Origin of the sequence: Actinoplanes sp. TBRC 11911 (genome assembly GCF_012933445.1) — a bacterium.
GTDB lineage: Bacteria > Actinomycetota > Actinomycetes > Mycobacteriales > Micromonosporaceae > Actinoplanes.
The window spans coordinates 281,988-302,538 of sequence record NZ_JABBNC010000004.1 but is presented as its reverse complement, the minus strand read 5'-3'; the positions used below and the strand labels follow the sequence as shown (position 1 = coordinate 302,538).

At 69.3% G+C, this 20,551-nt stretch carries 18 protein-coding genes; 2 read left to right on the top strand and 16 right to left on the bottom strand.

The genetic code is table 11. The features are described 5' to 3' along the window. Nucleotides 1-14: 14 nt before the first annotated feature. From HH310_RS09045 to HH310_RS09005, 9 genes are all read right to left on the bottom strand, one after another. On the bottom strand, nucleotides 15-737 hold the full coding sequence (locus tag HH310_RS09045; RefSeq protein WP_169174975.1) for a PP2C family serine/threonine-protein phosphatase: 723 nt from the start codon (nucleotides 735-737) through the stop codon (nucleotides 15-17). Nucleotides 738-807: 70 nt separating this feature from the next. Next, a complete protein-coding gene (locus HH310_RS09040; protein ID WP_169175093.1) occupies nucleotides 808-1,827 on the bottom strand; it encodes a hypothetical protein in 1,020 nt (339 codons plus the stop codon). Next, on the bottom strand, nucleotides 1,824-2,927 hold the full coding sequence (locus HH310_RS09035) for a transporter substrate-binding domain-containing protein (RefSeq protein ID WP_169174974.1): 1,104 nt from the start codon (nucleotides 2,925-2,927) through the stop codon (nucleotides 1,824-1,826). The genes HH310_RS09040 and HH310_RS09035 overlap by 4 nt, the downstream gene beginning before the upstream one ends. Before the next feature lie 194 nt (nucleotides 2,928-3,121). Further along, entirely contained in the window at nucleotides 3,122-4,858 is a 1,737-nt protein-coding gene (treZ, locus tag HH310_RS09030) for a malto-oligosyltrehalose trehalohydrolase (protein ID WP_169174973.1), read from the bottom strand. After that, nucleotides 4,858-7,125, bottom strand: coding sequence for a malto-oligosyltrehalose synthase (gene treY, locus HH310_RS09025; protein WP_169174972.1), 2,268 nt, complete (start codon nucleotides 7,123-7,125; stop codon nucleotides 4,858-4,860). Before treY ends, treZ begins: the two co-directional genes overlap by 1 nt. Continuing rightward, nucleotides 7,126-9,237 (bottom strand): glycogen debranching protein GlgX, encoded by a 2,112-nt coding sequence (gene glgX, locus HH310_RS09020; protein ID WP_169174971.1) that lies wholly within the window; start codon nucleotides 9,235-9,237, stop codon nucleotides 7,126-7,128. A 232-nt stretch (nucleotides 9,238-9,469) separates the two neighbouring features. Beyond that, complete coding sequence (locus HH310_RS09015) at nucleotides 9,470-10,393, bottom strand: ketopantoate reductase family protein (protein ID WP_169174970.1); 924 nt, start codon at nucleotides 10,391-10,393, stop codon at nucleotides 9,470-9,472. Nucleotides 10,394-10,399: 6 nt separating this feature from the next. Next, on the bottom strand, nucleotides 10,400-10,663 hold the full coding sequence (locus tag HH310_RS09010; RefSeq protein ID WP_169174969.1) for a UBP-type zinc finger domain-containing protein: 264 nt from the start codon (nucleotides 10,661-10,663) through the stop codon (nucleotides 10,400-10,402). After that, on the bottom strand, nucleotides 10,660-12,234 hold the full coding sequence (locus HH310_RS09005; RefSeq protein ID WP_169174968.1) for a Na+/H+ antiporter: 1,575 nt from the start codon (nucleotides 12,232-12,234) through the stop codon (nucleotides 10,660-10,662). The genes HH310_RS09010 and HH310_RS09005 overlap by 4 nt, the downstream gene beginning before the upstream one ends. Nucleotides 12,235-12,282: 48 nt before the next feature. Between HH310_RS09005 and HH310_RS09000 the strand changes: the two genes are divergently transcribed. Beyond that, nucleotides 12,283-13,134, top strand: a complete 852-nt coding sequence (locus HH310_RS09000) for an NAD(P)-dependent oxidoreductase (protein WP_169174967.1) — start codon at nucleotides 12,283-12,285, stop codon at nucleotides 13,132-13,134. Here HH310_RS09000 and HH310_RS45270 read toward each other — a convergent pair. After that, nucleotides 13,118-13,702, bottom strand: coding sequence for a fibronectin type III domain-containing protein (locus HH310_RS45270; RefSeq protein ID WP_169174966.1), 585 nt, complete (start codon nucleotides 13,700-13,702; stop codon nucleotides 13,118-13,120). The two genes, HH310_RS09000 and HH310_RS45270, sit on opposite strands and share 17 nt — an antisense overlap. Before the next feature lie 31 nt (nucleotides 13,703-13,733). Next, the gene (locus HH310_RS08990) at nucleotides 13,734-14,426 is read right to left on the bottom strand and encodes an EcsC family protein (RefSeq protein ID WP_312033924.1); all 693 of its coding nucleotides are present in this window, start codon (nucleotides 14,424-14,426) and stop codon (nucleotides 13,734-13,736) included. A 236-nt stretch (nucleotides 14,427-14,662) separates the two neighbouring features. Between HH310_RS08990 and HH310_RS08985 the strand changes: the two genes are divergently transcribed. After that, a complete protein-coding gene (locus HH310_RS08985; protein WP_169174965.1) occupies nucleotides 14,663-15,568 on the top strand; it encodes a PAC2 family protein in 906 nt (301 codons plus the stop codon). Between the two features lie 28 nt (nucleotides 15,569-15,596). On the opposite strand, the gene HH310_RS08980 is transcribed toward HH310_RS08985, so the two are convergent. From HH310_RS08980 to HH310_RS43645, 5 genes are all read right to left on the bottom strand, one after another. Beyond that, nucleotides 15,597-16,340 (bottom strand): alpha/beta hydrolase family protein, encoded by a 744-nt coding sequence (locus HH310_RS08980; protein ID WP_169174964.1) that lies wholly within the window; start codon nucleotides 16,338-16,340, stop codon nucleotides 15,597-15,599. A gap of 1 nt (nucleotide 16,341) precedes the next feature. Further along, nucleotides 16,342-17,121: an alpha/beta fold hydrolase gene (locus HH310_RS08975; protein ID WP_169174963.1), complete on the bottom strand. Its 780-nt coding sequence runs from the start codon at nucleotides 17,119-17,121 to the stop codon at nucleotides 16,342-16,344. A gap of 92 nt (nucleotides 17,122-17,213) precedes the next feature. Continuing rightward, nucleotides 17,214-18,059: a DNA-3-methyladenine glycosylase gene (locus HH310_RS08970; RefSeq protein ID WP_169174962.1), complete on the bottom strand. Its 846-nt coding sequence runs from the start codon at nucleotides 18,057-18,059 to the stop codon at nucleotides 17,214-17,216. Between the two features lie 1,712 nt (nucleotides 18,060-19,771). Next, nucleotides 19,772-20,419 (bottom strand): hypothetical protein, encoded by a 648-nt coding sequence (locus HH310_RS08960; protein WP_169174961.1) that lies wholly within the window; start codon nucleotides 20,417-20,419, stop codon nucleotides 19,772-19,774. Then, nucleotides 20,416-20,544 carry a selenium-binding family protein gene (locus tag HH310_RS43645; protein WP_248293808.1) on the bottom strand — a complete coding sequence of 43 codons (129 nt, stop codon included), beginning with the start codon at nucleotides 20,542-20,544 and terminating at the stop codon, nucleotides 20,416-20,418. Before HH310_RS43645 ends, HH310_RS08960 begins: the two co-directional genes overlap by 4 nt. Nucleotides 20,545-20,551 lie beyond the last annotated feature (7 nt).

Genomic DNA, 20,551 nt, shown 5'->3' with positions numbered 1-20,551 from the left:
CGCCGACGGCCCGCTTACTCACTTGCTGTCACATCGGCGACAATCACCGTCACGTTGTCCGGGCCCCCGCCGCGCAGCGCCAGGTCGATGAGGCGTTCGGTGCACGATTTCGGGTCGGCCGCGGCGAGCAGCTCCTGCTCGATCGTCTCGTTGCTGACCACCGCGGTGAGCCCGTCGCTGCAGAGCAGCCAGCGGTCACCGGGCTCGGGCTGGACGATGACGTAGGCCGGGCTGACCGGTTCGCCCTGCAGCACCCGGGTGACCACCGACCGGCGCGGATGCCCGGCCGCCTCGTCCGGGCGCAGCAGCCCCTGGTCGATGAGCATCTGGACGTACGTGTCGTCCTTGGTCAGCTGGTTCAGCCGGCCGTCGCGCATCAGATACGCCCGGGAGTCGCCGACGTGCGCCATGGCCGCCTGGGTGCCGGAGAAGATGACGGCGGTCAGCGTGGTGCCCATGCCCTGCAACGACTGGTCGGCGACGACTTGGTCGGCGATATGTCCGTTCGCCACCTCGAGCGCCTGGTGCAGCGCGTCCATCTGCTGGTCGTTCTCGATCGGCACGTCGAGAGAGGTCATGGCGTCGATCGCGATACGGCTGGCGAGGTCACCGGCAGCCATGCCGCCCATCCCGTCCGCGACGACGAGCAGGCGGTCACCGGCGTAGTAGCAGTCCTCATTGTTGCTGCGGACATGTCCTTGATCGGTGCCGGCCGCCCACCGCAGGTGCAAGGTCATGGCGGGTAGCTTCCCAGATCACCGCGAGCCTGTCTGCACGTGGTCGGCGGCGCGTCGTGAAAATCGGTTCTCAGCTGGCCTTCAGCGGACGTCCAAGACATCGTGGATCGACTTCGGTCACCTGGCGTGTCGGCGCGATCCAGGAGAGTGCCGAGTCGACGACGGACCAGCCGCGTACGGTCACGGCGCTGTCCGGCGGCCGCGCCGGCACCGGGCAGAGGGTCTTGGATCGCACCTGGTCATTGGGGATGAAGGTGACCAGCCCGCCGTCCTCGAGCACGGTCGTGGAGGTGTCGTCGACGGCGATGAGCTGGCCGCGCACGACGTGCACCGGGTTGCCCACCTCGACCGCGCTGTCCGGCAGGACCGGCGCACGCAGGAAGACGACGCCGATCACCAGCGGCGCGATCAGGGCCGCCCCGACCGCCGGCCAATGTGTGACGAGCCGGGCGGTGCGGGCCGGCACCGGCCCGGTGAGCAGCGGTCCGAGCAGCGGTGGCACGCCGAGCAGTAGCGCGGTGGAGATCTCGCCGATGCGCAGCGCCTGCACGATGCCCGGCCACACGAAGATCAGCACCAGCGTCCCGGCCAGCACCGGAACGCAGATCGTGATCCACAGCGTCAGCCAGCGTTCGCCGCGGAACCGCTGCGCGGCGGTCAGCCCGAGGATCGCCACGATCAGCATCGCGAGCAGCGGCAGCAGGCGCAGCTGCCAGGTGAACGCGGCCAGCATCGCGGCGATCAGCACCACCCAGTCCGGCATCCGCAGCGCGGTCACCGCGAGCAGCGATCGGCCGGCGTCGTCCGGGGCGCTGACCAGCAGGATCCCGCCGAGCAGCCGGAGCACCAGGATCACCGCCGGGATGCTCCAGATGAGCGTGATGAACAACGCGCTGATCATGCCGAGCGGGCTGATGTACTGCACCAGCAGCAGCATCGTCGGCAGGTCCTGCCGGCTCAGCCACCACAGCCGCAGCACGAGCAGCACCAGCGGGAACGCGGGCAGCACGGTGAGCAGCCAGTTCAGCTGGGCCCGCCGCCGCCGGGGCGGGATCGGCCCACCCTTGACATAGATCCCGTTCTCCGTCATTCCCACGGCATTTCCCGTACGTCCGGACGAGTGACCCGCGGCTGTGAGGCGACGGCGATGGGCGTCCGGCCGTTCTCGTCCACCTCGGTCTGAAAGTTCTCGGCGTACGCCTGCTCCCAACGGCTGTCCTTAGGATCCGCATAAGACCGATAAAGCGTGAGATTGACGAGCTTCCTGAGGGCATCGTTGTCACCCACGTTCACGCCGTATGCCTCGGTCTGATCAAGTCCGAGATCCCAGTGATCGAAATCTTTCGGATATTTCGCCTTATAGCCGGCGAGGATCGCGGCGTCGGTCGAGATCGCGTTGACTCTGTGGTGACGCAGATCGTCGATGCATTCGCTGATCCGGTTGCGCGACTTGACGGTGACACCCTGGTCGATCAGGGCTTGCAAGCTGGTCGACGCGGAAAGTGTGCACAGCGTCTCGCCCTTGAGTTCCTCCAGCCGGGATACCGGTCGATGATTGTCACTGTGCAGGGTCAGCACCGATTGTTCGGTGTAGAGATACGGATCCGAGAAGAGCACGCCCGGCATCGCCTCGCGCGACGCGGTGATGCTGTAACTGGCGATGACCAATTTGACCGGCACCCGATTTCCCTTGGCGTCGGTTGCCTGCATCCGGGCGCGGTCCTCGCTCTCCATCCCGTAGAACCGGACGTCCTCGCGACGAAAACCAAGATCTTCCGCGATCATGTACGCGATTTCGATGTCGAAGCCGGTCCAGCGCCCGTCCTTCTCGTGGAACGCGGTGCCCGGCTGGTCGTCCTTGACCCCGATCGGCAGCACGGTCCAGTTGTCCACACCGGCCTGCGCGCGCAGATCGGCGACCGACGGCGGCCCGCCACCGAGCACCCGGACGACGGCCAGACCGAGCGCGAGGACCAGCGCCAGCCCGAGCGCCGCCAGCCGGAACGCGGCCACGTTGAACCGTGGCGGCGGATCCACCAGCGGTTCCGGCTCGGGCGGCGGTAACCGCTGGTCGGCCGCCTCCCGCTCGGCGACGTCCTGCACCGCGATGTCCTCCGGGGTCCCCTCCGGACCGGGCATCCGCCGCCGCACCGGCCAGGTGAACCGGCCGGTCGTCTCCGATCCGGGCATCGCACTCCTCTGTAGCCGCCGCGAGCCGCCTGAAAGTACCTGAGGCAGTCATGGTGCCGCACGGATGCGACCGATCGACATCGCCCGGAGTAGCGACCCCCCACTGTGGGGACTCACGTCGCCGCGGACCGCTCGGGTGCCACCTTCCTCCACGTTTCCCGCCCACCGCGAACGCCCTGGTCCGCCTCGAAATCTCAGCGGTAGGCCACCACCGCGGCCGTTTCCGCTGGGAGGGTGATGCGGTCGCGCTGCAGCGCGACCCCGTCCGATGTCGCCAGCAGAACCGAGCGCGGCGCCTCGCGCAGGCTCACGGTCTGCGGCGAGGCCGACAGGTTCGCGGCAACCGCGCACGAGCCGCGGCGCATCACCACGTACCGGTCGCCGTGCCAGACCTCGACCTTGGACAGCCACGGGTCGGACAGGTCCGCGCGGCTCTTGCGCAGCGCGATCAACCGCCGGTAGAGGTCGAGGATCTCGGCGTGGCCGGCCTTGTCCGGTTCCTCCCAGTCCAGCTTGGACCGCTCGAACGTGGCCGGATCCTGCGGGTCGGGCACGTCCGCCGTGTCCCACCCGTGCTCGCCGAACTCGCGCCGCCGCCCGTCGCGCACGGCCGCCGCCAGCGAAGGCTCGGGATGACTGGTGAAGAACTGCCACGGCGTCGACGCGGCCCACTCCTCGCCCATGAACAGCATCGGCGTGAACGGCGACGTGAGCAGCAGCGTCGCGCCGACCTTGAGCAGTCCGGGCGAGATCAGCGCGGACAGCCGATCACCGGCCGCGCGATTGCCGATCTGGTCGTGGTCCTGCAGGTACGCCACGAAACGGTGCCCCGGGATCAGCGACCGGTTGACCGGCCGGCCGTGCCGCCGCTGCCGGAAGCTGGACCACGTGTCCGCGTGGTAGAACGCCCCTTCGAGGACGGTGGCCAGGCAGGAAAGCGACCCGAAGTCGCCGTAGTACCCCTGCCGCTCCCCCGTCAACAAGGTGTGCAACGCGTGGTGCACGTCGTCGTCCCACTGCGCCTGCAGCCCGTACCCGCCGGCCTCGCGCGGCGTGATCAGCCGGGCATCGTTGAGGTCGGACTCGGCGATCAGCGTGAGCGGCCGCCCCACGTGCGCCGACAGCGACGAAACTTCCACGGCGAGCTGCTCGAGCAACGTGATCGCGTTCCGGTCGACGAACGCGTGCACGGCATCGAGCCGCAGCCCGTCGACATGATAGTCGCCCAGCCACATCAGCGCGTTGTCGATGATGTATTCGCGCACCTCGTCCGACTGCGGACCGTCCAGATTGATCGCGGCACCCCACGGGTTCGACGCCGCCACGTGCAGGTACGGACCGAACGACGGCGCATAGGCACCGCTGGGCCCGAAGTGGTTGTAGACGACGTCGAGCAGCACGCCCAGCCCGCGAGCGTGGGCCGCGTCGACGAACCGCTTCAGAGCGTCCGGCCCGCCGTACGCCTCGTGCGGCGCGAACCACGCCACCCCGTCGTAACCCCAGTTGTACGTGCCGTTGAACGAGTTGACCGGCAGCAGCTCGACCATGTCGACACCGAGCGAGACGAGGTGGTCGAGACGCTCGATCGCGGCGTCGAAGGTGCCGGCCGGCGTGAACGTGCCGATGTGCAGCTCGTAGAGGATCGCCCCGGGCAGCTGACGACCGGTCCACGCCTGGTCCGTCCACGGGAAGGCGCTCTGGTCGTACACCCGGCTGGCCTCGTGCACCCCCTGAGGCTGCCAGCGCGAACGCGGATCCGGCAGCGGCCGTTCAAAAGACGGCAAGACGTACGCGTAGTCGGTGCCCGGCCCGGCGGACGGCACGTCGAGGCGCCACCAGCCGTCGTCGCCGCGTTCCATGTCCAAAATGTCCCCGGACAGCCACAGCCGGACCGGGGAGACCGAGGGAGCCCACACCGAGAAGGTCGTCATCACTCTTTCACCAGCAGCGCCACCGGGTACGTGCTGAGCAGTTCACCGGCCGCGATGCGGTTCCCGCCGTAGCTCGTGTTCGTGAACACTTCCGTCCAACTGTGACCGTCGAGTGACAGCACCGTGTCCGCCCAGCCGCCGCGCCGTGACAATCCCACCGGCAGCCGGGTCGCCACCGCCACGATCCCGCCCCGGTCGAAGGCCAGCAGGTGCTCGCCGACGCGTCCCTCGGCGAACACCGGACGGTATCCGCCGAACAGTTCGGGCCGCTGCCTGCGCAGCCGGAGCGTGCGGCTGACCACCAGCAACTTCGCCGCGCCGCTCTCGTCCACCGGCGGCTGCCAGCCGTCGTCGATTCTGGCGAGCAACTCACGGCGTACCGGGAAATCGATTGGTCGGCGGTTGTCCGGGTCGACCAGCGAGTGGTCCCACAGCTCGGTGCCTTGGTACACGTCGGGCACCCCGGGCATGCAGAGCTGCACCAGCTTCTGGCCGAGCGAGTTCGACCAGCCGGGCGGCGTGATCGACGCGGTGAAGTCGGCGATCTCCCGATGCAGCGCCGGGTCGTCGTAGATCCGGTCGACCATCTCGCGCAGCTGCGTCTCGAAGCGCTCGTCCGGCCGGATCCAGGTGGTCGCGGTGCCCGCTTCCCTGGCGGCCTTTTGCGCGTACGCCTGAAGTCTGTCCCGCGAGATCGGCCAGGCACCCACCGCGGCCTGCCAGACGAGGTGGGCCAGCGCCGGATCGGACAGCGGCGCGACCCGGATCCAGCGGCGCACCACCTCGGTCCAGTCGCCGGGCACCTCGGCGAGGACCGCGAGCCGCGCCCGCACGTCCTCGCTGCGCTTGGTGTCGTGGGTGGACAGCGTCGTCATCGACTGCGGCCAGCTGCGGACCCGGGCGGTGGCGGCCTCGTGGAAGTCGTCGGGGGTGACGCCGAAGTCGGTGGGATCGTTGCCGACCTCGTTACGCGCGGTGAACCTGGTCCAGCGATAGAACGCGGTGTCCTCCACCCCCTTGGCCATCACCGCGCCGGTGAACTGCTGGAAGCGTACGGCCAGCTCGTCGCCGGGCAGGCGCAGCCGGGCGGTGAGGCGGTCGAGCACCGGGATGAGCTGGGGGTTGCGGCGACCGGCCTCGGCGCGTGCCTTCGCCAGGTGTCGCGAGCCGTCCGGCAGGTACGTGCGGTAGACCGGGAAGCAGGCGGCCAGTTCGGCGAGCGCGCGTGGGGCGTCGTCGAGCTCGGGCACCAGGCGCGAGAGCCGGGCCAGCTCGGCCGCGAAGCTGGTGCGCGCCATCGCGAACTTGGCCGCGTGCACGAGGTTCTGCCAGGAGACCTCGGTGCCGGTGAGGTGGTGGTCCAGTGTGTCGAAGAACCGCTCGGTGGTGGTGTCGACGAAGACCCCGCACACCTGCGCGAGCGCGTCGTAGCCGGTGGTGCCGTCGACCGGCCACTCCGGCAGCTCCTCGCCCGGCTCCAGGATCTTCTCCACCACCAGCCAGGCGTTCGGTGCGGCCTGGCGAAGGCGTTCCAGGTACGCCTGTGGGTCGCGCAGCCCGTCCGGATGATCGACGCGGATCCCGTCCGCGATGCCCTCGCGATACCAGCGCAGGATCTCCGCGTGCGTGGCGTCGAAGACCACCGGGTCCTCGACGCGCAGCCCGGCCAGGTCGGTGATCGAGAAGAACCGGCGGTAGTTGAGCTCGCCGTCGCCGCGGGTCCAGTTCACCAGTTCGTAGTGCTGGCGGTCGTGCACCTCGCGCGCGGTGCCCTCGCCGGTCCCGTCCGCGATCGGGTACCGCTTGTCGTAGTAGTGCAGCTCACCGTCCTCGACCCGGAGATCGTCGAGAGCGTCCGGGGAGTCGGCGAGCACCGGGATCAGCAGCCGGCCGCGCGACCAGTCGATGTCGTAGAAATCGGAGAATTCAGATTTCTGACCGTTTTTCAGCACGTCCCACCACGTCGGATTGGCGGATGGCACCGCGACGCCGGCGTGGTTGGGGACGATGTCGACGACCAGGCCGAGCCCGGCGGCCTGCAGGGCGCCCGACAGCGTGCGCAGGCCGTCGGCGCCGCCCAGCTCGGGATTGACCCGGGTGTGGTCCACGACGTCGTAGCCGTGCGAGGAACCTGGAGTCGCGGTGAGCAGCGGAGCCGAGTAGAGATGGCTCACGCCGAGGTCAGCCAAGTAGTCAGCGAGCTCGGCGGTGGCGGTCAACGGGAAATTCGGGCTTACCTGGACTCGGTAGGTTCCAGAAGGGGGCATTCAGACCGTCCTGTCCAGCACGATGAGTGACCGGTCCGGGACCCAGACCTTGCTGCCGGCCTCGACGACGACCGGCCGGTCCGGGGACGGCTCGGCCGTCTCGATGATCTTTTCCCACTTCTCGCCGTACTCGGCGGAAGGCGTGGCGAACTCGATGGGCGCGTCGTGCGCGTTGAAGAACAGCAGGAACGAGCTGTCCACGTGCCGCTGCCCGTACTGGCCGCGCTCCCGGATGCCCTCCCCGTTGACGAACAGCGCGACCGCCCGGCCGAAGTCGTTGCCCCAGTCGTCGCCGGCCATCTGCCGGCCGTCCGGGGTGAACCACTCCAGGTCGGGCAGCGGGTCACCGCCGCCGCGCGCGGTCACCGGCAGCCCGGTGAAGAACCGGCGCCGCTGGAACACCTGGTGGCGGTGCCGGAACGCGGTCAGTTTGCGGGTGAACTCGAGCAGCTGCTCGTCCGCGTCGGCCCAGTCCACCCAGGACACCTCGTTGTCCTGGCAGTACGCGTTGTTGTTGCCCTGCTGGGTGCGGCCCAGCTCGTCGCCGTGCGAGATCATCGGCACGCCCTGGCTGAGCATCAGCGTGGCCATGAAGTTGCGCCGCTGCTTGGCCCGCAACGCCAGCACCGCGGGGTCGTCGGTGGGACCCTCGATGCCGCAGTTCCACGACCGGTTGTGGCTCTCGCCGTCGCGGTTGTCCTCGCCGTTGGCCTCGTTGTGCTTGTCGTTGTAGGCGACCAGGTCGCCCAGCGTGAACCCGTCGTGCGCCGTCACGAAGTTGATCGAGTGGAACGGCTTGCGGCCGTCGTCCTGGTACAGGTCCGCGGAACCGGTGATCCGCGACGCGAACTCGGCCAGGGTGGCCGGCTCGCCGCGCCAGAAGTCGCGGACCGTGTCGCGGTATTTCCCGTTCCACTCGGTCCAGTTCGGCGGGAAGTTGCCCACCTGGTAGCCGCCGGGGCCGACGTCCCACGGCTCGGCGATCAGCTTCACCTGGCCGACCACCGGGTCCTGCTGGACCACCTCGAAGAAGGTGGACAGCCGGTCCACGTCGTAGAACTCCCGGGCCAGCGTCGAGGCCAGGTCGAACCGGAAGCCGTCGACGTGCATCTCGGTGACCCAGTACCGCAACGAGTCCATGATCAGCTGGAGGCTCTGGGGGCTGCGCACGTTGAGGCTGTTACCCGTACCGGTGTAGTCCATGTAGAACTGCGGTTGATCGTCCACCAGCCGGTAGTACGTGCGGTTGTCGATGCCCTTCAGCGAGAGCGTCGGGCCCAGGTGGTTGCCCTCGGCGGTGTGGTTGTAGACGACGTCGAGGATCACCTCCATGCCGGCCTTGTGCAGCGCCTTGACCATGCCGCGGAACTCCTGGGTCTGCTGGCCCAGCGTCCCGGTCGACGAATAGCCCTGGTACGGCGCGAAGAAGCCGAGCGTGTTGTAGCCCCAGTAGTTGTGCAGGCCCAGGTCGTGCAGCCGGTTGTCGTGCACGAACTGGTGCACCGGCATCAGCTCGACAGCGGTGACGCCCAGGCTCTTGAGGTGCTCGATGATCGCCGGATGGCCGAGCGCCGAGTAGCTGCCGCGCATGTCCTTCGGGACGTCCGGGTGGCGCTCGGTGAGGCCCTTGACGTGCGTCTCGTAGATCACCGAGTGGTGGTACGGGATGTCCGGGCGCCGGTCGTTGCCCCAGTCGAAGTACGGGTTCACCACGACGCCCTTGGCCATGTACGGCGCGGAGTCGAGGTCGGACATCTGATCCGGGTTGTCGAAGTCGTAGGCGTAGAGCGACGGATGCCACTGCACGTCCGCGTCCACCGCCCGGGCGTACGGGTCGAGAAGCAGTTTGTGCGGGTTGTAGCGAAGCCCGCGGGACGGATCGTACGGGCCGTACACCCGGTAGCCGTACCGCTGCCCCGGCTCGACACCGGGCAGGTAGGCGTGCCAGACGAAGGCGTCCTGTTCGTGCAGCTGGACCTTGCGTTCGTTTCCGGACGGATCGAACAGGCACAGCTCGACCGCCTCGGCCCCTTCGGAGAAGATCGCGAAGTTCGTGCCCGTGCCGTCGTACGTGGCACCCAGCGGGTACCTATGACCAGGCCAAACCTGCATATTTTCGCTCCTGCCCCTCAACCGTCGGCGCGGCCTCATTGCCCACCCGGCCGCCGGTGTAATCCTGTGCGGCGGCCGCAGCTTCATTCTGGCCGACCGGCCTGCTGACGCCCGCGCGGACCACGGTTCCCGCGCCCGGGACCGAGCATAGAGGCGCCCCGCCGATCACTTTCGGACCCCGAACGGGTGACGCACGGTGAGCTTCACCGCAACATGCGGGTGCGTACCGGCGCTATCCGGCCGAGCGCCGCGCGGCGTAGACACGCATGTGCGCGTAGGCGGCGGCGAACATCGGGGCCGGCACGCCCGCCTTGCCGGCCTCGTTGACGAAGTCGCCGAGCACGGCCTCGGCCTCCACCGGCAGGCCGGCCACCATGTCGCGGTACATCGACGTCGACACCTGCCGTGTCGTGGTGTGCGTGTCGTCGTGGAGCAGCGTCAGCGCGCCGGGCCGCGGATCGTGCCCGGCCGCGGTGAGCACGGCGAGCGCCTCGGCCACCACCCGGGCGGAGAACTCGGCACCGCCGGGCACCGCGTTGACCTCCGCGGTCGTGCCGCCCATCAGCGTGGTGATGGCCGCCATGCTCGCCAGGTACTGCCATTTCTCCCACATGTCCTGCACGATCGTGCGAGACGGGTGGGAGTCGAACTCCTCGCCGGTCAGCGCCTCGGTCACCGCGGGCAGTCGCGGATCCGCCGAGCCGTCCAGCGGCCCGTAGCCGAGGCGGTGCATGGCCCCGGTGCGGACGACGTCGCCGTCGGCGTTCAGGGTGGCCTGCACGAAGCACAGGCCGCCCCACGCACGTTCCGGTCCGAACGCGCCCACCAGTTCCTCGACGTGCCGCATGCCGTTGAGCAGCGGCACCACCACGGTCGACGGTCCGACCGCCGGCGCCAGGTCGATCATCGCCTGCTCGAGGAAATAGCTCTTCACGGCGATGACCACCAGGTCGTACGGCCCGTCCACCCGGTCGGCGGTGATCAGCCGCGGCTGCACCACGGTCTCGGATCCCGGCGACTTGATCCGTAACCCGCGCTCGCGCAACGTGGCGGCCCGGCCCGGGCGGACCAGGAAGGTCACGTCCTTGCCTCCGGACGCCAGCCGGCCGCCGAAGTATCCGCCGGTCGCCCCGGCACCCACGAAGAGAGTCCGCATGAAAGGTCAGCCTAGAAGTTCATCGGTGAAACACCAGCGCCAGTTCTCGCCGGGCTCGTAGGAGCGCATCACCGGATGCCCGGTGCTCTGGTGGTGGGCCGACATGTGCCGGCGCGGCGACGAGTCGCAGCAGGCCACTTGCCCACAGCTCAGGCACACCCTCAGGTGCACCCAGTCGCGCAGGCCCTCGTGGGCGCACTCGGGGCAGCCGTCCTCGTACGCCGTCAGCGGCCGGACGTCGCCGGCCTCCTTGAGGTGATCGCAGGTCAATCGTCACTCCGTCGCAGCTGGGACTCTTCCAGGTCCAGATCACGCTGGGCGCGGGTGAGCACCTCTTCGGGGATCCGCCCCTCGTTGCGGGCGATCTTGAAGACGTGCCGTTCCGCGTTGATCATCTCGCGTCGCAGCCGACCGTACGCCGCCGAGGGTGTCTCCTGCTGCTGGTTGCCCAGCCGTTCCCACGCGTTGTTGGACCGGCTGTCGACCAGGGCCCGCAGTCGATCGACAACGGTCGGCGGAGCGCCGTCCGCGTTCGCCTCGAGCGCCTCCAGCGCCGCGCGGCCGGCCTGATATTGCACACCGGCCTCGGCCAGCGCGTCCTCGGTCGTGGTGTTCGCCTGCACGCGCAACCGCACCGCCACCCACGGCAGCGTGGTGCCCTGCAGCAGCAGCGTCACCACGATCACCGCGAACGCGACGAAGATGAACAGGTTCCGAGGATAGTCCGGTACCCCGTTCTCCCCCGGCACCGGCAACGTCTGCGCGGCCGCGAGCGTGACCACGCCGCGCATGCCGGCCCAGGCGATCACGGTCGGCACGGTGATCGGCGGCGGCGCCTCCCGGGCCCGGACCCGGGGGAACAGATAGAACGAGTACGTCGCGGGGTACATCCAGGCGAAGCGGAGCAGGATCAGCGTGCCGACGACGGCCGCGCTCACCGCGATGGTGGTGCTGCGGGCGACCCCGATGTGCTCCACGAGCGAGCGCAGTTGCAGGCCGACGAGCAGGAAGACGACGCCTTCGAGCAGGAAGTTGGTCAGCCGCCAGACCGCCTCCATCTGCAGCCGCGAGGTGGCCGACAACAGGTACGCGAAGCGGTGCCCCAGGTAGAGCCCGGTGATCACCACGGCCACCACGCTCGAGGCCCGCAACTCCTCCGCCACGATCACCACCACGAACGGGGTCAGCAGCGAGACCGCGTCGTCGAGCAGCGAGTCCTCGATCCGCCGGTGCAGCTTGGCGGCCCCCCACGCGGCGGCCAGCCCGATCACCACCCCGCCGCCCGCCTTGAGCGCCACCTCGCCCGCGATCGGCCCGAGCCCGACCGCACTACCGGCCAGAGCCGCGACCGACAACCGCACCAGCACCAGCGCGGTCGCGTCGTTCAGCAGGCTCTCACCCTCCAGAATGGTCACGGTCCGGCGCGGCAGCCCGACCCGGCGCGCGATAGCGGTCGCGGACACGGCGTCCGGCGGGGCGACGATCGCGCCGAGCGCCACGCAGGCGGCGAACGGCACGGCCGGCAACAACAGGTGCACGACGATGCCGATCACGAACGCGGTGACCAGCACCAGGCCGATCGCCAGCATCAGGATCGGGCGCAGCGCCCGGCGGAAGGCGGGCACCGAGGTCTGCAGCGCGGCCACGTACAGCAGCGGCGGCAGGATGCCGATCAGCACGAGTTCCGGCTCGACGTGCACCTCGGGCAGGCCCGGAACGTAGGACAGCCCGAGGCCGGCCACGAGCAGCACCAGCGGCGCGACGAATCCGAGACGGCGGGCCAGAGCCGCGCCGACGACCGAGATCGCCACCAGCGCGACCACGTCGACGATGCTCTCCATGCCGGAAGCTTAGATAATGTCTCGGACGAGACGACCCACGGAGGCGATATGCGGATCGCGGTCACCGGGGCCAGCGGGTTCTGCGGCGGCGAGGTGGCCCGGCTCGCGGCCGCGTCGGGGGCCGAGGTGCTCTGCGTCGGGCGGCGCCCGGGGCCGGTCGGGCGGCACGTCCGCTGGGACGCCGCGACCGAGACCCCGGATCTGGCCGGCGCGGATGTCGTCGTGCATCTGGCCGCTGCGGTCGGCGATCCGCGGCGCGGTGCCGAGGACGCCTTCCGGGCGGTGAACGTCGACGGCGCGCGGCGATTGCTGGACGCGGCGGCGGGACGGCCGGTGGTCTGGGTCAGCAGCGCCAGCGTCTACCGTCCCGGGCCCTACGCGGCGGCGCTCACCGAGGACCATCCGATTCAGGCGCAGCGTACGGCGTACGGGCGTACGAAAGCAGCCGGCGAGAAGCTGGCGCTCGCGGCAGGAGCGGTGGTGCTGCGGCCTCGCGCGGTCTACGGCGACGCCGATCCGCACCTGATGCCCCGATTGCGGCGAATCGTCCGGGGCGGCCGCGCGTGGCTGCCCGGACCGGACGTGACGCTGAGCCTGACCGACGTGCGCAACCTGGCCGACGCGTGCCTGACGGCGCCGGGCTGGCCGGCCGGCGCGTACAACATCACCGACGGCGTGGCGTACCGGCGGGATGAGATCGTTTCGTCGGTGCTCGGCGTGCCGGTGCGGCACGTGCCGGTCGCGGCGGTGCGCGCCCTGGCCGCGGTGGCCGGTCTGCGCCCGTCGCCAGTCCTCACCCGGTACACGATCGACCAGGTCACCGAGGGCATGGTGCTGGACATCTCGCGGGCGAAGGCGCAGGGGTGGAAGCCGCGCTACACGCTCACCCCGTCTGGATAGGGAGCGTCCGGGCGATGGTCTCGGCGATCGTGCTGTCCCGGCCGATGCGGGTGCGGACCGCGTCGACCGAGAAGACGTAGTAGGTCTTGCGATCCAGGCCGCTCACGGTCGCCGTCATGAAACCGCAGGTCGCGCTCGGGGTGATCACCGTCCAGCCGACGTCACGCTGCTCACCGGTCGCGAGGTTCTGCGCGATCGCGGTGACCCGGTACTCGGTGATGTCGTTGCCGCCCGGGTTGTACCAGGTCACGTTCGCGGCGGTGGCGGACGTCACGGCGGAGGCGCCGTTGATCTGGCCGTGGACCTTGCCGACGCAGGAGGCGGTCGGCGTCGCGGCGGCGGCCGGCGGCATGGTCGGGGGCAGCGGCAGGAAACCGCTCGGGAACGGGCTGGGCGTGCCGGTGAATCCGGTGGGCCCGGCGGACGGGGTGGCCTTGCCGTTGGCGACGATCACCCAGGGCGAGCCGCTGGGCGCGGGTGAGGCGGTCGCGGACGTCGTGCCCGTCGAGCCGCAGCCGCCCAGCAGCAGCGGCGCGAGCAGCAGGGTGCCCAGCCAACGACCTCGCACGTACTACCGATCGGCGCGCGCGCCGAATCTCTTAAGCGGCGGTGGCGTACCGCGGGCGGTACAGCGCCCGGCTGCGCGAGGCCAGATCCTTGGTGGCGGCGGAGTTGACCCAGGTGCCGAGCACGACCACGGCCCCAGGGACGATCTTGGCGAACATGCGCTTCGCGGCCCGGACACCGGCCATGTGGGCGAGTTTCACCCCGAGGCGCAGCATCTGACCGGACAGCGGGCGGCTGTGCGAGCTGTCGAACAGGCGGCTGGCCCGCTCCCGGCCGGACGCCACCCCCAGGGCGGTGCGGGCCGAGTCGGTGACCTTGTGCACCCGCTGGAGGACCAGCAGCTCGGTGGCCCGCTCGTTCTGGCTCGGATCCTGCCCGTACGCCGCCGCGATGTGCAGCACCATGCGGCTCTGGTTCCAGGCGAGCACCCCGACGTCGAGAACGGCTCCGGGCAGCCCGGTCGCCCCGGACACCGCGCCGGAGATCCGAGCTAGCGTGGTGAAGCGCTGAACCGCGAGCTCGGCCAGCGCGTCGGGGGTGAGGTCGGGCTGGCCTTCACGCATCCGCTCGGCCCACACCGCGGCTTCCGGACCGAGCTTGCGCACGGCCTCAAGGGCGAGGTGCTCGGGTGCGTACTGCGGATCGGCCTTCATGCGCGACCAGAGAGAGCCGGGTGGCGCCTCGGTCTCGTGGCCATGCTCCGCGAGGACTTCAGGGTTGCTCACAGATCGCTCCTGGGGGGAAGGAGGGTTCTTGGTTGCATTGTGCCTTGCATATGCACGTGCACGCGACCCCTGTTAACGACCTTGTTCCCTCGAATCCGGCATGACTTGAATCACGGGACGAAGGTCACCGCATCGCTTCGACAGCGGTTTGGCATGATCAGCCGTTCCGCGGAATTAATGGCGGACAGCCGTTGTTGGCACGGGTTACCCGTTTTTTTGCACAGGAGGTCCTCCACGTGCTCGACCCACACGAGCTCTACGAGTTGGCCGACGATCTGCCGGTCTTGGACAAGCCGGTGCTCGTCCAGGCGCTCACCGGGTTCGTCGACGCGGGCAGCGCGATCCAGCTCTCCCGCCAGAATCTTCTGGACCACCTGGACAGCCGGGTCGTCGCCACCTTTGACCTGGACCAGCTTCTCGACTACCGGTCGCGCCGCCCCACGATGATCTTCGTGGAGGACCACTGGGAGTCCTATGACCAGCCGAGCCTCGAGCTGCACCTCGTGCAGGATCAGCTCGGCACCGAGTTCCTGCTGCTCGCCGGCCCGGAACCGGATCTTCAATGGGAACGGTTCATCGCCGCTCTCAAGGGACTGATCGAGCGGTTCGACGTCCGCCTCACGATCGGCCTCAACGCGATCCCGATGGCGGTGCCGCACACCCGTCCGGTCGGCCTCACCAAGCACGCCACCGACAAGAAGCTGATCGACGACTTCGAGCCGTGGCTGCAGCGGGTGCAGGTGCCGGCCAGTGTCGGAAATCTGCTGGAGTTCCGGCTGGGCGAGTCCGGTCGCGACGCCGTCGGATATTCGGCGCACGTGCCGCACTATCTGGCCCAGACCAACTACCCCGCCGCCGCCGAGCTGCTGCTCGACTCGGTGTCGTCATCCAGCGGGCTCGCGCTGCCGACCGGCGAGCTGCGCGACGCGGCCGGGCTGATCCGCGACGAGATCGACAAGCAGGTCGAGGACGACGAGCAGGCCAGCCGTCTGGTCGCCTCGCTGGAGGCGCAGTACGACGCCTTCCTGCGCGGTCGCGAGGGCAACCTGCTGGCCGACAACGACCGGCCGCTGCCGACCGCCGACGAGCTCGGCGCGGAGCTGGAGCGATTCCTGGCCGAACAGTCCCGGGACGGCGAGTAAGAATTTCTCGTTTGTGCGGCCCGGCGCCTCAGGCGCCGGGCCGCATCCATTCCAGGACCGTCTGGATCTGAGCGTCCCAGTACGCCCATCGGTGGTCGCCCGGCCCGAATCCCGAATCCAGCGCGACCCCGTTCTTCGCGCACGCCGTCACGAACCGCTCGCTCTGCGCGAGCAGGTGATCCTCGGTGCCGCAGCGCAGCATCAGCCGCGGCAGCGTCGCCGGGTCCGCGGTCTCGACCAGGTGCAGCAGGTCTTCGTCGCTGCCCGCCACCGTCCGCCCGGCGAAGACCCGGGCGGCCACCTCACGCATGTGCGGGCGCAGATCAAATTCTTGCGCGTACGCCGCGTCGAGCACCCCCGACAGGCTGGCCGCCGCGGCGAAGCGCTCCGGACGGCGCAGCGCCCACTTGAACGCCCCGTAGCCGCCCATGGACAGCCCCGCCACGTAGGTATCCGCCCGCCGCTCGGACACCCGGAAGAACCGGCCCACCGTCGCGGGCAGCTCGTCGGCCAGAAAGTCCCAGAACTTCAGCCCGTACGTCTCGTTCGCGTAGAAGCTGCGGTGCACCTGCGGCATGACCACGGCAAGGCCCTTCTCCTCCGCGTACCGCTCGATCGACGTGAACCGCGTCCAGGCGGTGTCGTCGTCGCTCAGCCCGTGCAGCAGGTAGAGCACGGGCGGCGGGGCGTCACTCGCCTCGGGTAACAGCACCGTCATCGAGGTGCCGAGTTCCAGCACGTCGGACCAGAAGGAGCACCGCAGCAGAGCCATGTCAGACAGTCTCAGGCATGACCCCCACCCGCGCGGCGGCGGTCTCATGTGCCGCCCGTGTCGCGGCGGCGCTCGTGGGCGCGTGCCTCATCGTGGCCGTGGCGGGGACCAGGCCCGCCGCGTCCAGCAGCGCGTCGGCCAGCTCGCGCGGGTGGGTCAGCATCGCCTCGTGCGGGCCGACGGACTCGACCGTGCGCGGGCTGCCCAGCCGGCGCGCCATCTCGCGGAACAGATGCAACGGCCCGGAACGGTCGTCGCTCAGATGCACGTACCCCGAGAGGAACGCGCTGTTCCAGAAGCACGGCAGCGTGATCGGCTCGGTCAGCCAGCCGATCGGCATCGGCACCAGCCGGTCCACTTCGTCCTCGTCGGTGCCGCCGTTCGTGTAGTAGCCCGTCCACACCGCGGGCTCCATCGGCACAGAGTCACTGACCTCGGCCGCGGCGAGATTGTGCTCGACCAGCGGATCGGGCAGCACGTCGTGGATCGCCTCGCCGTCGTGCAGCACCCAGGCGTCCACGAAGACGACCCGCTGTGTGATGTTCGCCAGCCGGTCCGCCGTGTACTGGATCACCGGCCCGCCGTCACTGTGCCCCACCAGCACCAGGTCGCGCAGGCCCGCCCGCCGGATCGCCTCGACCAGCCGGTCACCGATCTCGGTGAGACTCGAACCCGTCAAGGTCGGAGCGAACACCTGGTGGCCGCGCTCGCGCAGATCCGACGCGACGCGATCCCAGGACCAACCGCCCAGCCATCCACCGTGTACCAGAACAAAATTCATCGCTAAACCCCCCGGCAGCGTTCGTTGCTAACCAAACGGCCCGGCAAGATCGGCGGTTCATGTGCGCCCGATTACAGGCCCCCGTCCCACCGTCACGACGCCGGCCCGCCGATCTCCCCGGTGCGGCGTTCCCGCAGGATCCGCAGATGGACGGCCGCCCATGTACGGAAGGGCCGCCACGCCTCGGCAACGTCACCGAGCGTGGTCCCACCGCCATAACGCTCGGCGACCTCGGCATCGAGCCGGCGCTCGTGCTGCGGCAACCCGTCCGGGTGGTTGGCCCCGCGCAGCACAACCAGCTCGGCGGCGAACGGCCCGAGCCCCTTCACCGTTCGCACCCGCTCGACCGCCGCATCGGGGTCGAGCCAGCGCAGGCTCTCGCCGTCGAGCACCCCGTCGAGCGCCGCATCGGCAACCGCCCGCAGGAATTCAGGCTTGCGACCGGGGAGATCCAGCTCGGCGCCCCGCAGCCGCGCCGGCTCGGGCAGCACGCCGTCGGCCATCAGCCCCTCGCGGAGCCGCGCGGCCTGCGTGATCCGGATGCGCTGGCACAGCACCGCCCAGACCGCCGCCTCATACGGCGAGTGGAACCCGCACGGCCGCAACCCCGGCAGCTCCGCCTGCGCCCCGCCGATCACCGGATCGCGCGCCCCGACGGCCGCCCACCCGCGGGCATCGACGTCAAGCGACAGAAACCGGGCGGTCTGCGCGGCCGCGGCATCGAGATCCCCGTCCCCGCTCACCGTGATCCGCGCCCTCGCCCCCTCCTGCCGGACCGCCACAGCGGCCCGCGACCAGTCGGCATCAACCCGAAAGACCGTACGCAGCTCAGCGTCCCGTTGATCCCCCAGCGCGGCCGGCGCAAACCCTTCCCAAAAGGCCCGACTGGTCGCCAGCGACCAGGGCCCAACCACTTCGCGCAACACGGTGTTCTCCATGCCCCGATGCTGCCAGCGGGGTACGACACTTTCGCGCCGCCACCCACCAGGCCCACCCCAACACCAACCGCCCACGCCCACGCCCACGCCCACGCCCACGCCCACGCCAACGCCAACGCCAACGCCAACGCCAACGCCAACGCCAACGCCAACGCCAACGCCAACGCCAACGCCAACGCCAAAGATGATCATGCCGTCTTCCCTCGCCGGACAAATCCGATATTTCCGATGTACGAGGCCGGCTCACATCCTCGCCAGACGTTCGTCGCGACGGATGCGCCGCGCTCGCATCGCCGTCTCACTATCCGACCAAAAGTGTCCGCATCATGGACGATCGTCCGAAGAGGACAGTGTTTTTGTCCACCTCTACGGCCTTTGTGACTAGCGTTTTTCCGCTGAATTCGCGACCTTGGAGAGTTACGCCCACATACGAGCCATAACTCTCCAAGGTCGCGAAAAGTCGAACCGCGCAGCCCGAACTAGGGCTTCCCAACCGGACAAAGGCGATAAGACGGCGCTTGATGTTGAGAGGGCTGCGTGTCGTGGCTGCCACGGAGAACCGCTCAGTCCGCACGCCGGAAATATCGGATTTGTGCGGCGGCGAAAGAGGGCGTGTGCGCGTCACGAGCCGCCGAGTAGCCGGAGGGAATCTCACCCTCCGGCCCTCACAGATCCGTACGTGACAGTCTCCCGTCATACGGCTCCTGTCGCCCTGATCAGCAAGAGACCTAGCTACCGCCTCCCGCCGACTTCTGCCCCTCCCCGCAGCTCATCCCGAGAACATCGGTTGGCCACACGAAAAGACCACGGACGACCCGACCCCTTCGCTCAACCGCCATTACAACGGCCTTCATCACTACTACGAGTCGGTCCGCCAGCGTGCCCAGCCACGGTACTCAATCCCTCACGGTTACCAGCCGCTTGAGACACTCCCTATCGACCCCCGCCCACCAGCAGCGACGTCAGTATCCGGACACGCCTTCCCCAGTTCCATACGAGAGCAGCAGACCAGGCTCACGTCGCCATGCATGCCGGACACCGCCTGGCCAAGAAATCGGGCACCCGCCAGACTCATCCCGGAAGAAGTTACGACCCCCGGTTTTGATGCCACTTCATTGGATAACGACACCTCAACAACGATCGTCTTCCTGATCCCCACCTGACACATCACGTGTGCCTTTTCCACATCGCTCACCACGACGGTCTTCAGCCAACGCAGCATGTGGTGGTTTGAAGCCTCCCCCCGAACGGGCGGCTCCGAGGGGCCAACATCCCTCATCTCCCGCACAGCACCAACACCAGAGCTACATCAACCAGCTCCTTCGCTGTTCAGGGCGCAAATAACTCTCCAAGGTCGCGAAAAGTCGAACCGCGCAGCCCCGCACTAGGGCTTCCCAACCGGACAAAGGCAATAAGACGGCGCTTGATGTTGAGAGGGCTGCGTGGCGTGGCTGCCACGGAAAACCGCTCAGTCCACACGCCGGAAATATCGGATTTGTGCGGCGGCGAAAGCGGGCGTGTGCGCGTCACGGGTGTGGCCGGCGGCTGCGATGGGCTGGGGACCGCCAACGTGTCACAACCGCGCAGGCCACGGCAGGCGCGCCACGCACCGCGCGCTGGAGCGGGCCCACGCCGACCTGGCCCGGCTGGCTGATGTGATTCGCCAGGTTCGTGGCTTTTCCGACCGCCAGTGGGGGCACCCGCCGGTGGATCTACGCGCTGAAGGCGATCGTCAACGCCCCCGCCCCCACCATCACCCCGGCCCAGAGCTTGTCCATGTTGAACCAGCTCCGCCGCAGAAACCGCACCCCGACGAACTCGTAGACGATCACCGCGCAACCCGCCATCACCGTGAACATCGCGAGCGTGTGCACCCCCGCCGCGGACAGCCCGGTCAGGGCCGCGACCGGGGTTCCGGCCAGCGGCGCCCCGGGCATCGAATGGTCCATGTGGGTGGCGACCGTCGTGGTCGCCAGCACCGGCAACAGCATCAGCCCGGCACCGTGCGCCGAGGACATCAGGAACGACCAGCCCGCCAACTGGGCGGTCGACAGCCGCATCCCGGCCCAGCGGAAGTGCCGCTCGGACAGCAGCCGCCACAGCCCGAACCCGACCAGGAGCAACCCGCCGGCGATGCCGACCACGTTCGCGGCCAGCACCGACTCGGTCGCCGAGACGATGGCCGCCACGATCGCGACCGACGCCAGGTGGCCGGCCGCGATCGGGGGCAGCGACATCAGCAGCACCCTGCGGGAGCGTTCCTGCATGCCGCGGGCCACCGAGAACAGCCAGCCCATCGCCGGGTTGAGCCCGTGGAACGCGCCGAGCGCCGCGAGTGCGGCGAGCTGTCCGCCGGTCACGCCGACGGGAAACAGTACGAGTCGGAGCTGGCGTCGCCGCCCTGCAGGCGGGTCTGGTGCACGTAGGCCAGTTGTTCAGCGGGAGCATTCGCCGCGTCGAGCGGCGACGCATAGAACGTGGTCATGCAGGTC